This window comes from Nocardioides montaniterrae, from assembly GCF_054782655.1.
This window is the reverse complement of record NZ_BAAGSB010000002.1, coordinates 137001-150750: the sequence shown is the minus strand read 5'-3', so window position 1 is coordinate 150750 and position 13750 is coordinate 137001. Positions and strand designations below refer to the sequence as shown.

The window sequence follows — 13750 nt, the reverse complement described above, 5'->3', positions numbered from 1 at the left end:
CTCGGACCGATCCTGTCGGCATGGACCCTCGGATCATCGCCGCAATGAACGCCGGCCACGGCCTCCTCACCCACGCCGAAGCCCTGGACCTCGGAATGAGCCCGAGCGAGATCCGGCGGCTGATCCGCCAACAGACCTGGATCGCCGTCAGACGTGGGGTCTACACGACTGCCGAGCACTGGGAGAGCCTGGACCCGTACGCCGGGCGGCGCCGGCTGGTCGCCCGAGCGGCGGTGCGGTCGATGCGACGCGGATGGGTCCTCAGCCACACCTCCGCGGCCGACGAGCTCGGCATGCAGGTCCTCCGGCCCCCGGACGACCCGATCACCCACATCACTCGTCCGGGCTGGACCAACGCATGGACCGAGCACGGCGTCGCCCACCACCTCGCTCGCTTCGAGGAGCACCAGCGGATCATCCGCAACGACCTCCCCGTGCTCGAACCCGCCCGCACCGCAGTCGACATCGCCCGCGAGTACGGCGTACGTGCCGGTGTCGTCGCATGCGACTCGGCGCTGCGGCTCGGCATCACGCACAGCGCACTGGTCGCGGCCTACCAGCCCATGGCGCACTGGCCGGGAGTCCGGTCGGCATACACCGCGGTCGACCTCTCCGACGGCGGAGCCGCCAATGCCAACGAGAGTCTCGGGCGTGAGCTGGTGCATGAGGCCGGCCTCGGCCACCCCGTGTGCCAGTTCCCGTTCCTCACCGAGGAAGGCGTCTTCTTCGGCGACATCATGGTCGGCAACCACGTGATCGAGGTGGACAGCCGACTCAAGCTGCGCTCCGTCGACCGGGGCGGCGTCAAGGCGGACGTCGAGGACGCGCTCTGGCAGGCGAAACGGCGCGAGCGGCTGATCGTCGCCCAGGGAACCGTGCTGTCGACCGTGATCTGGGAGGACTACTGGGGCGCCCAGCGATCCCGCGCGATCCGACGACTGCAAGCGGCACAGCGCGAGGCCGACGAGCGGTTCGGCAGCCGGACGCAGCCGCATCTGCTCGAGCGAGCGGAGCGAGTTCGGTCGGAGTACGCCGCGCGCGGGATCGCGCGCTGAGCCTGCGGATCGCGCACCGCGGCAATCCGTCCAGCCGCACTACCCGGGTGCTGTGTGCACTTCCCGGGTGGTCCTTCACCCGGGAAGTGCACCGAACACGTAGTTACATCACCGGCGCAGGACCAGCCCGTCGTCGCCACGGTCCACGGTCACTGAACCCCCGTCGGTCACCTCACCGCTGATCAGCAGCCGGGCGAGGGGGTCGCCGATGGCGGTCTGGACCAGGCGGCGGAGCGGGCGGGCGCCGTACGCCGGGTCATAGCCGACCTCGGCCAGCCACTGCCGGGCGGCGTCGGTGACCTCGATCGAGATCCGCCGCGCGGCGAGCCGCTTCTGCAGCGAGCCGAGGAGCAGGTCGACGATGTGGGTCAGCTCGTCGCGGCTCAGCGCGTCGAAGGTGACGATCTCGTCGAGCCGGTTGAGGAACTCCGGCTTGAAGCTCTGCCGGACGATGCTCAGCACCGACTCCTTCGCCTTCTCCGGGTCCAGCGTCGGGTCGACGAGGAACTGCGAGCCGAGGTTCGAGGTCAGGATCAGGATTGTGTTGCGGAAGTCCACGGTCCGGCCCTGTCCATCGGTCAGCCGCCCGTCGTCGAGCACCTGGAGCAGGATGTCGAAGACCTCGGGGTGGGCCTTCTCGACCTCGTCCAGCAGCACGACCGAGTAGGGACGACGGCGCACGGCCTCGGTCAGCTGGCCGCCCTCGTCGTACCCCACGTAGCCGGGAGGCGCACCGACCAGGCGCGAGACCGAGTGCTTCTCGGCGTACTCGCTCATGTCGATGCGGATGATCGCCCGCTCGTCGTCGAAGAGGAACTCCGCGAGCGACTTCGCGAGCTCGGTCTTGCCGACGCCGGTCGGGCCGAGGAACAGGAACGAGCCGGTCGGGCGGTCGGGGTCGGCGATGCCGGCCCGCGAGCGGCGTACGGCGTCGGACACGGCCTGTACGGCGGTGCGCTGGCCGATCAGCCGCTGCCCGATCTCGTCCTCCATCTGCAGCAGCTTGGCGGTCTCGCCCTGCAGCATCCGGCCCGTCGGGATGCCGGTCCAGGCCTCCACGACCTCGGCGACCTGGATCGCCCCGACCTCCTCGCCGACCAGCTTCTCGGAGTCGTCGGTCTCAGCCGCGGCCGCGGCATCGATCTGCTTCTCCTTCTCCGGGATGAGTCCGTACAAGAGCTCGCTGGCCTTCTCGAAGTCGCCCTCGCGCTGCAGCTTCTCGGCCTCGATGCGGAGCTGGTCGAGCTGACGACGCAGCTCGCCCTCGCCCTCGAGCGAGGCCTTCTCCCGCTCCCAGCGGGCCTCCAGGCCGCGCAGCGACTCCTCCTGGTCGGCCAGGTCGCGGCGCAGGTTCGCCAGCCGCTCCACGGAGGCCTCGTCGGACTCCTTGGCGAGCGCGAACTCCTCCATCCGCAGCCGGTCGACGGCCCGTCGGAGCTGGTCGATCTCCTCCGGCGAGCTCTCGATCTCCATCCGCAGCCGCGAGGCCGCCTCGTCGATCAGGTCGATCGCCTTGTCGGGCAGCTGCCGGCCGGTGATGTACCGGTCGGAGAGCGTCGCCGCGGCGACGAGCGCAGCGTCGGTGATCCGCACGCCGTGGTGCGCCTCGTACTTCTCCTGGATGCCGCGCAGGATCTGGATGGTGTCCTCGACGCTCGGCTCACCGACGTACACCTGCTGGAAGCGCCGCTCCAGCGCGGGGTCCTTCTCGATGGACTCGCGGTACTCGTCGAGCGTGGTCGCGCCGATCATGTGCAGCTCGCCGCGCGCCAGCATCGGCTTGAGCATGTTGCCGGCGTCCATCTGGCTGTCGCCGCCCGCGCCCGCGCCGACGACCGTGTGCAGCTCGTCGATGAAGGTGATGACCTGGCCCTCGGCTTGCTTGATCTCCTCCAGGACGGCCTTGAGCCGCTCCTCGAACTCGCCGCGGTACTTCGCGCCCGCGACCATGCCCATCAGGTCGAGCGAGAGGACCCGCCGCCCCTTGAGGGAGTCGGGTACGTCGCCCGCGACGACGCGCTGGGCGAGCCCCTCGACGACGGCGGTCTTGCCGACGCCGGGCTCGCCGATGAGCACCGGGTTGTTCTTGGTACGCCGCGACAGCACCTGCACCACGCGCCGGATCTCGGCGTCGCGGCCGATGACGGGGTCGAGGCGGCCCTCCTCGGCGGCCTTGGTCAGGTCGACGGAGTACTTCTCCAGCGCCTCGTAGGTGTCCTCGGCGTTCTCGCTGGTGACGCGGCGGCCGCCGCGCATCGCGGTGACGACCTCCCGGAGACCGTCCGCGCTCAGGCCGGCCGCCTCCAGCACGGTCTTGGCCGACGACTCGACGGTCGCGAGCGCCAGCAGCAGGTGCTCGGAGGCGACGTACTCGTCCTGCATCGAGGAGGCGAGGTCGAGCGCGCTCGCCAGGACCCGCGTGGTTGCCGGCGAGGCGACGGGCTGCTTGACGGTGGCACCGCTGGCGCTCGGCAGGCGGTCGCGCTCGGCGGTGGCCGCGCGCACCAGCGCGGCGACGTCGACGCCGGCCTTGGTGACGACGTTGGCCACCGGGCCCTCGGCCTGCGTCAGCAGGGCGGTGAGGAGGTGGATCGGCTCGAGGGTGCTGTGGCCCGCCGACGTCGCGGAGAGCTGTGCGGCCTCGATCGCCTCACGTGCTCGCGTGGTGAACTTGTCGGCCCCGAACTGGCTCAATGCAGACTCCTGTGGTGTGCGTCGGATCGATCATCTGGGTCGGTCCGGATCGGCCGGGTTGGCCGGGAACCGACGTCATCAGTCACAACATGCCGAAAGTTGAGTCCATTCCACTCAACTCTGGCCATTCTGCCGCACGCTCAGCCCACGCGGTAGGTGCCTTCCGGCGTGCTCACGACGGCGTAGCCGTCGCCCGCCACCACCCGGACGTCGGCACCCCTGGCCGACCCGTCCAGCACCGCCGCCAGCTCCCGACCGGTGTCCGTGTCGAGCACCCCGAAGCGTCGGCTCCGGTCCGCGAAGAGGCCGAAGCGGCCGTCGCCGAGCTGGAGGTGGGGGCGCAGGTAGGGGTTGCGCACGTGGGACAGCTCGCGCACCACGACCGTGTCCCCGTTCCACACCCCGGTCATCCACCGCGCGTCGTCCGCAGACTTCGTGTCGGCGTCCAGAGCGCGATGCCAGACGACCTTCCCGCTCGCCGCATCGGTCGCGACCAGCTCCCTGCTGCCGCCCGAGACGGGCTCGGCCAGCACCACCGACGGCCCGAAGGCCGTGGGGCTGTCGGTGCCGGCGTACTCGTCGGGGTCCAGGACCCGCCCCTCGCCGAGGTCGATGTCGAAGGTGGCGACCGGACCACCCAGCACGGTGCGGACGTAGAACCGGTCCCCCGGCACGGAGACGACCCCCGTCGGCAGCATCGGTCCGTGGCACTCCGCCGGGTTCCGGGTGCGCCCGATCAGCGTCCCCTCGTCGAAGTCCTCCAGCCCGCAGCCCGGCCGGGCCGCCACGACGCGCGTCCCCACCATCATCAACAACCCGGTGACGTACGCCGGCGGCATCCGCTCCGCCACCAGCGGGCGACCGCTCGTCGGGTCGACCACCAGCAGCATCGACGTACGGCCCCTCCTGACCCGTACGGCGACCGATGACGGCGCCTGTCCACTGACCGTCGGCAGCAGGTCGTGGGGAACCGGCACGGCCGCGTCGCGGAACACCCGCTGCCACAGGATCCGACCACCCACGCCGACGCCCGCCAGGAAGCAGGTGCTCGTCGTCCCGGTGTCGTCCGAGGCGCACGAGGAGAGGACCGTGGTCCCGGACGCCATCGCGACGCTGCGGAGGTGGCCGTGGATGAGCGAGGTCGCGGGGAGGCTCCACAGCTGCCGCCCATGGGTGTCGTAGCGCGCCACCCGGCGGTCGCTGCTCCCGAACGTCACGAGGTCGCCGTCGGACCCGACGACGGGGCTCCAGCCCGGGACGCTCCACAGCTCACGGCCACCGGTCAGCGTCACCAGGTGGACCCGGCCGTCGTCCGCGGCGATGAAGACGCCACCGGCCCGCACCACGGTCTGGCCGGACAGCGAGGTGTGCCAGGCCGGCCCGCCGGCGTCGCCGCGCCCGGCCACGAGCGGCAGCCCGAGACCCCCAGCGAGGACGGCGATGACGGCGACGGCGGACAGGACCTTGCGGTGTCGCCGCAGCAGCACGATGCCGACGAGCACTGCCGCGACCGCCACCCCCACCAGGTACAGCAGCACCTCCGGCAGCCACCAGCCGGCGGCGAGCAGCGCGAGGGCGGCGAGGGACAGGGCGACGGTGGCCAGCATTCTCCGAGACATCGCAGGCCACCTACCCCAGGGCAGGCGCGTTCAAGCGCTACTCCGTGTCGAGCTCCGGAGGTACGTCGTGCGAGGGAAGGTCGTCGCTCGACGCGATGTGCTCGTCGACGAGCGCGAGCTTGGTGAACTCCTCACCGAACGGCGTGAGGTGCAGCGAGCGGCGTACGACCTTGGCGAACTTCACCGAGTGCAGCGCGGCCAGGACGTCGGGCTGCGCCTCGAGCACCTGGTACTCCTGGTGCTCCTTGACGGCCTCGCGGGAGAACCAGACGAGGCCGAGGCGGAACAGGTTGTTGAGGTACGCCGGCACCTGGTCGAGGTAGCGCAGGCCGGCGCGGGGGCCGACCATGTTCAGGCCGGGCGCGATCAGCTGCGAGGAGACCATGCCGATCGGTCCGCCGGTGCGTACGTCGACCGAGGGCTGCGGGCCGAGCTGCAGCAGCATCACCAGGATGCGCGCCTCGTCCGGGGCCATCTCGTCGAGGATCCGGTCGAACGCGGGGTGGCGGTCGTTGGAGGCCCACACGTCGCGGGACTTGGCGAGCAGGTCCTGGCCGCGCTCGCGCAGCGAGGTCTGACGCTCCTCGATGACGTGGCCGCCGACGGTGGGAGCACCGCCACTCGTGCCGTTCAGGGTGGCGCCGAGCGCCGCGCCCGCGTTCATCAGCGCGGTCGAGAGCGGCGTGCCGTCGGCGACCTGGCGCGCGATCTCGCCGAGCGTGCCGACGTACTGGCTGACGTCGCGGACCAGCGCGGTGGCGTCCTCGCGCGAGGTCACGGCCTTGCCGACGCGCATCCAGTTGCGGGCCGACGTACGCACGCCCCAGCCGGCCGTGTGCAGCGCGGCGGAGCCGGCGACGCGGACCAGGCCGGGCAGGTTCTCGGCGACCGTCGGCCCGGGCAGCGCCGGGAGGGCGGGCATCGCCGGCAGACCGTCCTTGTCGTAACGGTCGTCGGTCTTCTTCTTGGCCATGTCTGTGGTCACTCCGCGTTCGGGGGAAGGGCGCTCAGGAAGGGGGGAAGCCCGGGATCAGACCCCAGGTGAAGATCGCGAGGTGCAGGAAGCCGCCGGCCAGGCCCATGATCGCGCCGTGGGCGTAGAGCATCCACTCGTCCTCCTTGATCGCCGAGCGCATCATCTCCACGAAGTCCTTGGGCGGGAGCTCCTTGGTACGGCGCGCGATCAGCTCGCGGATCTTGGTGGACTGAATGGCGCTGAAGGCCGGGTCGCGGAACGGCGTGATCGTGCGACCCACCGCCTCGAGGGCGAAGGAGTCCTTGATCCGGTCGTAGCGGGCCGAGCCCATGGCGATGTTGACCGGCAGCCGCAGCGGGCCCGCCGCCTTGTCGATCGCCGGCCGCATCGCGGTCGCGATCATCTGCTTGGTCCGGTCGCCGCGCGGGCCGTCCATCAGGAAGTCGCCGATGCGCTCCAGCGTGATGACGTCGTCGGCGATGATCGAGGCGTAGACCTCGGCGCACTGCGCCTGGCGCCGCAGGAACAGGCCCTGCACCTTGATGCCGAGGATCCGCTTGGGCTCCGGCGGGTCGAAGATCAGCCACATGCCGAGCAGGTTGGTGATCCAACCGACCACGACGCCCATCACCGGCAGCAGCCACGCCAGGTGCCAGGTCTGGTCGATGATCGCGACCGGGATGCCGAGCAGGAAGCCGAAGATGAAGCCGAAGGCGACCATCAGGTTCAGCTCGCGCTTGCCGACGTCCTTGAACACCTTGACCACGAGGGCCGGGTTCTTCCGGAAGTGGTCGATGACCATGATCTTCGGGTCGAGCAGCTGGTTGATGTGGACACCGATCTCGTCGGTGATCGTCTTGACGACGCCGGGCAGCTGGGCGTCGACGCGGTCCACGACGGCCTGTCGTACGCCGGCCGGGAGGTCGCGCCACAGCTTGGGGTGCTCGCGCCGCATCACCTCGTCGACGAGGGCGGGCAGGTCGGGGCGGAAGACCGAGACGATGTGCTCGGCGATCTGGTCGGGCTCGAGCTGGGCGTAGAACTCCGCCGGGGTGCCGAGCTTGGCGATGACCTTGTCGACCGCGATCGAGCCCATCTTGGCGGCGCGGGCGGGAACGATGCCCTGCCAGCCGAAGCCGCCGTCCATCCAGCCGGGGATCTCCTGGAGCTTGCGCGGCAGGACGCCGGCGACCTCCTTGAGGCCAGGGACCTTGAAGCCCCAGAACTTCACCGGGCTGAAGAGCATCCACAGGCCCGACCAGTTGATCAGCCAGCCGATGATGCCGGTGAAGAAGGGGATGGAGACGAAGGCGAACCAATCAACATCGTTCGCCCATTCCTGGAGCCAGTGCAGCACGGTGGGAACCCTTCGTCAGCCTTACCTGGGCGAACGTTAGTGCCTCACGGTGTCTCGGGTACACCGATCACTGAGGGCTGGACGCACGACACGCCCCCGGGCGACCTGCGAGAACACGTCAGCGGGGACGACGCCAGACCACGACCGACTGCGCGGTCGGGCTCGGCAGGAGGGCGGGCAGCCGGCTCGGGGGCGGCACCGGTACGCCGGTCGCGGCGCTCTGGCGCAGCGCATCGTGCGCGGCGCGGAGCTCGGCCAGGAGCTCCTCGTTGCGGGCCCGCAGGGCCTGGACCGTGTTCTCCAGCTCGAGGATGCGGCGTACGCCCTCGATGCCGATGCCGGACGAGGTCAGCTGGGCGATCGTGCGCAGCCGCTCGATGTCGTCGGCGGAGTAGCGACGACCGCCACCACCGGTGCGGCCCGGCGTGATCAGCCCCATCCGCTCATAGGTGCGCAGCGTCTGCGGGTGCAGGCCGCTGAGCTCGGCGGCCACGCTGATCACGAACACCGCGGCGGCGGGGTCGTGCGGGGCCATCAGACCTGCTCCTCGAAGAGGTTCGCCCGCAGCGGCTTGCCGGCCGTCGCGGCGGCGTACGCCTCGAGGGCCTGCCTGGCCTCGGCGTCGAGGTGGCTCGGGACCTGTACGGCGACCGTGGCGAGCAGGTCGCCCTTGGTGCCGTCAGGCCGGGGAGCCCCCTTGCCCCGCACCCGGAAGGTGCGTCCGTCGGGGGTGCCGGCGGGGATCCGCAGGGTGACCGGCGAGGCGCCCAGCGTGGGGATCTTGACCTCCGCCCCGAGCGCCAGCTCGGGGAAGGAGACGGGCACGTCGATGGTGAGGTGCTCGCCCTTGCGACCGAACACCCGGTGGTTGCTGACCTTCACGGTGACGTAGAGGTCGCCGGCCGGGCCGCCGTTCTCGCCCGGAGCGCCCTTGCCGCGCAGACGGATCCGCTGGCCGTCCTTGACGCCGGCCGGCAGCTTGGCCTGGATGGTCCGCGCGGAGCTGCCACGGCCGGAGCCGAAGCAGGTCGGGCACGGAAGGTCGTAGATCAGCTGGCGACCCTGGCAGCTCGGGCAGGTCTCGTTCATCGCGAAGCCGCCACCGGTGGAGACCAGCACGAAGCCGGTGCCCTCGCAGGTGTTGCAGGCGTGGGGCTGGGTGCCCGGCTTGCCGCCGGTGCCGCGACAGGTCTCGCAGACGCTGTCGGAGGCGAGCCGCAGGGAGACGGTCACGCCCTCGAGCGCGTCGGTGAAGCCGACGGTGGTGGTCGCCTCCTGGTCGGCCCCGCGGGTGGCCCTCGGCGTACGACGGCCCCCGCCGCCACCGCCGAACAGGTCGCCGAAGAGGTCCCCGAAGCCTCCCCCGCCGCCGTTGCGCTCGCGGAGGAGGTCCTCGAGGTTCACGCCCTGACTGTTGAAGCCGCCGCCCCCGAAGCCACCGCCCCCTGCGGGATAGCCGCCCCGGGAGAAGAGCTCCTTGGCCTGGTCGTACTTCTTGCGCTTCTCGGGGTCGCCGACGACGTCGTACGCCTCGGCCACAGCCTTGAACCGCTCGTGCTTGGCCGCGTCCCCGGGGTTGGAGTCGGGGTGGTTGGCGCGCGCGAGCTTGCGGTATGCCTTCTTGATCTCGTCGCCGGACGCCGTCTTGGTGACGCCCAGCTCCTTGTAGAAGTCCTTGTTCGCCCAGTCGGGCTTGATGCCGTCCATCGGGTCACTCATCGCGCACCTCCCATCTCCTTCGTTGGTTGAGCAGCCGAGCCGCTAGGCGAGGCGTGTCGAAACCGTCACTCGGGGTCGACGACCAGGACCTGCGCAGCGCGCACGACCCGGTCACCGATCTTGTAGCCGGCCTTGGCGACCACCTTGACCGTGGTCACCGCGACCTCGGCGTCGGTCCCCAGATGACTGAGCGCCTCGTGCAGCGTGGGGTCGAACCCCTCCCCGACCTCGCCGAACCTGGCCAGACCCTGCGCCGCGACGACCCGCTCGAGCTGGTCGGCGACCTGCTTGAGGTCCTCGCCGAGCTCGCCGTGCTCGCGCGCCCGGTCGATCGTGTCCAGCACGTCGACGATCGGCGCGAGGGCCCTGTACGACGCGTTCTGGGCGATCAGGTCGCGATCACGGTCGACGCGTCGCTTGTAGTTGAGGTACTCGGCCTGGAGCCGCTGCAGGTCGAGCGTGCGCTCGGCGAGCGCCTGCTCGGCCGCGGCCAGCGGGTCGGTCTCGACCGGCTCGGTCGCCTCGACCTCGGCCACGTCCTGGGGCTCCAGCGGACCGCCCTCCTCGAGGAGGTTGTCGATCCCGCTGATGTCGTCGGGGACCTCCACGCCCTCGGGCGTGGAGGCTCCCGTCTCGTCGTCGGGGGACGAGGTCACTTGGACTCGCCGCCCTCGTCCTCGTCGATGATCTCGGCCTCGACCACGTCGTCGTCCGCCTCACCGGTGGCACCGGTGGACCCACCGGCCGCGGCCTGCTCGGCCTCGGCGGCGGCGTACATCGCGGCGCCCATCTTCTGGCTGGACTCGCCGAGCTTGGCGATGACCGGGTTGAGCTCGTCGGCGCCGGCCTCGGCGTTCTCGAGCGCGGCCTTGAGCGCGTCGACGTCGGCCTGGACCTCGGTCTTGACCTCGTCCGGGATCTTCTCGCCGTTGTCGGCCAGGAACTTCTCGGTCGAGTAGACGAGCTGGTCGGCCTGGTTGCGGATCTCGACCGACTCGCGACGCTTGGCGTCCTCCTCGGCGTACCGCTCCGCGTCCTTGACCATCCGGTCGATGTCCTCCTTGGACAGCGCGGAGCCGCCCGAGATGGTCATCGACTGCTCGCGACCGGACGCCTGGTCCTTGGCCGAGACGTGCACGATGCCGTTGGCGTCGATGTCGAAGGTGACCTCGATCTTCGGGATGCCACGCGGCGCCGGCGGGAGACCGGTCAGCTCGAAGTTGCCGAGCGACTGGTTCTGGGCCCACATCTGGCGCTCGCCCTGGGCGACCTTGATCTCGACCGACGGCTGGTTGTCGTCCGCGGTCGTGAAGATCTCGGACCGCTTGGTCGGAATCGTGGTGTTGCGCTCGATCAGCGTGGTCATCACGCCGCCCTTGGTCTCGATGCCGAGGGAGAGCGGGGTGACGTCGAGGAGCAGCACGTCCTTGACCTCGCCCTTGAGGACACCGGCCTGGAGAGCCGCGCCGAGCGCGACGACCTCGTCGGGGTTGACGCCCTTGTTGGGCTCCTTGCCGCCGAGCAGCTCCTTGACGACGTCGGTGACCGCGGGCATGCGGGTCGAGCCGCCGACGAGGACGACGTGGTCGATCGCGGAGACCGCGACGCCGGCGTCCTTGAGCACGTTCTGGAACGGCGCCTTCGTGCGCTCGAGCAGGTCGGCGGTGATCTTCTGGAACTCCGCGCGGGTCAGCCTCTCCTCGAAGTGCAGGGGGCCGGACTCGCCGTGGGTGATGTAGGGCAGGTGGATCGTGGTGTCGCTCGAGGAGGACAGCTCGATCTTCGCCTTCTCCGCGGCCTCCTGCAGACGCTGCTTGGCGATCTTGTCCGCGCCCAGGTCCACGTTGTTGGCGGCCTTGAACTTGTCGACCATCCACTCGACGATCCGGTTGTCCCAGTCGTCGCCACCGAGGTGGTTGTCGCCGGACGTCGCCTTGACCTCGACCACGCCCTCACCGATCTCGAGCAGGGAGACGTCGAAGGTGCCGCCGCCGAGGTCGAAGACGAGGATGGTCTGGTCATCGCCCTTGTCCAGGCCGTAGGCCAGCGCGGCCGCGGTCGGCTCGTTGACGATGCGCGCGACGTTCAGGCCCGCGATCTCACCGGCCTCCTTGGTCGCCTGGCGCTGGGCGTCGTTGAAGTACGCCGGAACGGTGATGACGGCATCGGTCACGGGCTCGCCGAGGTAGGCCTCGGCATCGCGCTTCAGCTTCTGAAGGATGAACGCGCTGATCTGCTGGGGGTTGAAGGACTTGTCGTCGATCTCGACGGACCAGTTCTCGCCCATGTGGCGCTTGACGGAGCGGATGGTGCGGTCGACGTTGGTGACCGCCTGGCGCTTGGCGACCTCGCCGACCAGGACCTCGCCGCTCTTTGCGAACGCGACGACCGACGGAGTGGTGCGAGCGCCCTCGGCGTTCGCGATGACGGTGGGCTCGCCACCCTCGAGGACCGCGACGACGCTGTTCGTCGTCCCGAGGTCGATGCCGACAGCTCGTGCCATGTGATTTCCTCCTGCAAGTTACTTGAGCCTGATTGACTCAAGTTTCACACAGGGGACAACGGCCGGTCCACCGGGGTTGTTCCCGACGTACCGAAAGAAAAATTCCGAGGGTCGAGGAGGTCGCACGGCGACCGTCCGCAGACCTACTGGACGGTGACGGTGACCGGGTTGGAGAAGACCCCACGCGACTTGTCGAGCACACGGAAGGTGTTCTTGCCCGAGACGCCGGTCTGGATGTAGGTCGTCAGCGTGCTGTTCACGACCGGGACGGTCGCCGCGAAGTCGACCCACGCGCCGTCCTGCTGGCGCTGCACCTGGAGGATCTGACCCTCACCGCCCGGATAGGTGCCGGTGAGGTCGATCTTCCCGAAGTTGGGGACCGTGGTCTCCAGCGCCTGCAGCGAGATCTCGCCCTTGCCCGGCTTCTTCGTGGGCGGGGCAGACTCGGTCGGCTCGGACTCGCCGGCCGGCGCGCTCGTCCGGGACCTTGGGGGCTGGGCGGTGTTGAGCGTGACCAGCGGACCCTGCGCCTCGGTCGTCTTCTGGAGCGGCGGGATGTACATCGTGGCTCCGCCGCCACTGCCCGAGCTCGAGCCGCCACCACCGGAGAGGCCCAGGAAGTGGGTGGCGATCAGGGCGATGATCGCCAGGACCAGGCCGACGGCGAGCGAGACGCCGATGAGCGCCACCAGCCCAGCCTTGACAGGGTTGTCGTCGTCGTACCGCGGCTGGTTCACGGCGCCCATTGTGCCTGAGGGCCGATGCCGTCCCGGTCAGAAGCCCCGGGTCCAGGTCACCTGCTCGTGGAGACGGCGACTGCGCCAACCATCCGGAGTCCTGATGAAAGTGTGGTGATAGATACCGCCTACCTCAACCATGCTCGGACCATCCGCCCCGTTGGAGATCATCATGGGGTTGTGGAAGTACGCCGCCACCTCGGCCGTGGCGCGGTCCTCGCTGAACGCGTAGGAGATCTGCCCGACGGTGTGCAGGTAGCGCTGGGAGAACAGCGGGAGGTTGGCCGCCAACCAGGTCTTGATCTCCGCGCGGTCGCCGGTCGTGCCGCCCGACTCGGTGTAGTCGATCTGCGCGTCCTCGGTGAAGACGGCGTCGAGGGCGTCCCAGTCCATCTGGTCCACCGCGTGCGTGTAGCGGGTGATCGCGTCCGCGATCTCGGCGCGGTCGCTCAGCTCCTGCAGGTCCATCAGCTTCCTCCGTCGGTCGGATCGGTTCCGGTGGGCGAGCCGGTCGCGACCCGAGGCTCGAGGACGACGACCGGGATCTCCCGGTCGGTCCAGGCGGCGTACGTCGCGAAGTCGGCGTACACCTCGACGAGCCGGGGCCAGAGCTCGGCGCGCTCGTCGGGGGTGGCGACGCGGGCGCGCACCGGGCGGGCGCGCTCGCCGCGCAGGTGGATCGTGGTGTCCGGCTTCGCGACCAGGTTGTGGAACCACTGCGGGTTCTTCGGCAGGCCGCCCTGGCTGGCGACGACGACCACGTCGTCGCCGTCGGGCAGGTAGAGCAGCGGCGTGGTGAACGCCTTGCCGCTCTTCCTGCCCACGTGGTCGAGCAGGAGGACGGGCACCGGCTTCCGCCAGCCCGCGCCGATCCGCCAGGTGCCGCCGATCCGGCCGTTGGTGGCGCGGAAGAGCGCGACATTGGCCTTGGCGGCGTACTTGATGAGGCGGGCGACGTACGGCGCATCCAGCTGGTCGGGACGCGGCTTCGGTTCCGGCATGACGACAGCCTGGCACAGAAGTAGAACCTGTTCTACCCTTCGATACACCGGCTCGTTCCTCGCCGGCACTCAGGAACCGAGAGGCAGAG

The 13750-nt window shown here is 70.1% G+C and carries 12 protein-coding genes; 1 reads left to right on the top strand and 11 read right to left on the bottom strand.

Translation table 11 applies throughout. The features are described from left to right. Window positions 1-20 precede the first annotated feature (20 nt). Complete coding sequence (locus tag ACYVJ3_RS04135; protein ID WP_460851245.1) at window positions 21-1055, top strand: hypothetical protein; 1035 nt, start codon at window positions 21-23, stop codon at window positions 1053-1055. A gap of 108 nt (window positions 1056-1163) precedes the next feature. On the opposite strand, the gene clpB is transcribed toward ACYVJ3_RS04135, so the two are convergent. The 11 genes from clpB to ACYVJ3_RS04080 all read right to left on the bottom strand — a co-directional run bounded on the left by clpB (window position 1164) and on the right by ACYVJ3_RS04080 (window position 13661). Then, entirely contained in the window at window positions 1164-3749 is a 2586-nt protein-coding gene (gene clpB / locus ACYVJ3_RS04130; RefSeq protein WP_460851244.1) for an ATP-dependent chaperone ClpB, read from the bottom strand. 140 nt (window positions 3750-3889) lie between these two features. Beyond that, window positions 3890-5368: an outer membrane protein assembly factor BamB family protein gene (locus tag ACYVJ3_RS04125; RefSeq protein WP_460851243.1), complete on the bottom strand. Its 1479-nt coding sequence runs from the start codon at window positions 5366-5368 to the stop codon at window positions 3890-3892. A gap of 37 nt (window positions 5369-5405) precedes the next feature. Beyond that, complete coding sequence (locus ACYVJ3_RS04120) at window positions 5406-6341, bottom strand: Abi-alpha family protein (protein ID WP_460851242.1); 936 nt, start codon at window positions 6339-6341, stop codon at window positions 5406-5408. 34 nt (window positions 6342-6375) lie between these two features. Further along, on the bottom strand, window positions 6376-7701 hold the full coding sequence (locus ACYVJ3_RS04115; RefSeq protein WP_460851241.1) for a hypothetical protein: 1326 nt from the start codon (window positions 7699-7701) through the stop codon (window positions 6376-6378). A 118-nt stretch (window positions 7702-7819) separates the two neighbouring features. Then, the gene (locus tag ACYVJ3_RS04110) at window positions 7820-8236 is read right to left on the bottom strand and encodes a heat shock protein transcriptional repressor HspR (RefSeq protein WP_460851240.1); all 417 of its coding nucleotides are present in this window, start codon (window positions 8234-8236) and stop codon (window positions 7820-7822) included. Further along, complete coding sequence (dnaJ, locus tag ACYVJ3_RS04105; protein WP_460851239.1) at window positions 8236-9420, bottom strand: molecular chaperone DnaJ; 1185 nt, start codon at window positions 9418-9420, stop codon at window positions 8236-8238. Before dnaJ ends, ACYVJ3_RS04110 begins: the two co-directional genes overlap by 1 nt. A 65-nt stretch (window positions 9421-9485) precedes the next feature. Continuing rightward, window positions 9486-10076 carry a nucleotide exchange factor GrpE gene (gene grpE, locus ACYVJ3_RS04100; RefSeq protein ID WP_460851238.1) on the bottom strand — a complete coding sequence of 197 codons (591 nt, stop codon included), beginning with the start codon at window positions 10074-10076 and terminating at the stop codon, window positions 9486-9488. Then, on the bottom strand, window positions 10073-11923 hold the full coding sequence (gene dnaK / locus ACYVJ3_RS04095) for a molecular chaperone DnaK (protein WP_460851237.1): 1851 nt from the start codon (window positions 11921-11923) through the stop codon (window positions 10073-10075). The genes grpE and dnaK overlap by 4 nt, the downstream gene beginning before the upstream one ends. A gap of 143 nt (window positions 11924-12066) precedes the next feature. Then, window positions 12067-12660, bottom strand: coding sequence for a hypothetical protein (locus ACYVJ3_RS04090; RefSeq protein ID WP_460851236.1), 594 nt, complete (start codon window positions 12658-12660; stop codon window positions 12067-12069). 36 nt (window positions 12661-12696) lie between these two features. Then, a complete protein-coding gene (locus tag ACYVJ3_RS04085) occupies window positions 12697-13128 on the bottom strand; it encodes a nuclear transport factor 2 family protein (protein WP_460851235.1) in 432 nt (143 codons plus the stop codon). Further along, window positions 13128-13661: a nitroreductase family deazaflavin-dependent oxidoreductase gene (locus ACYVJ3_RS04080; protein WP_460851234.1), complete on the bottom strand. Its 534-nt coding sequence runs from the start codon at window positions 13659-13661 to the stop codon at window positions 13128-13130. Before ACYVJ3_RS04080 ends, ACYVJ3_RS04085 begins: the two co-directional genes overlap by 1 nt. Window positions 13662-13750 lie beyond the last annotated feature (89 nt).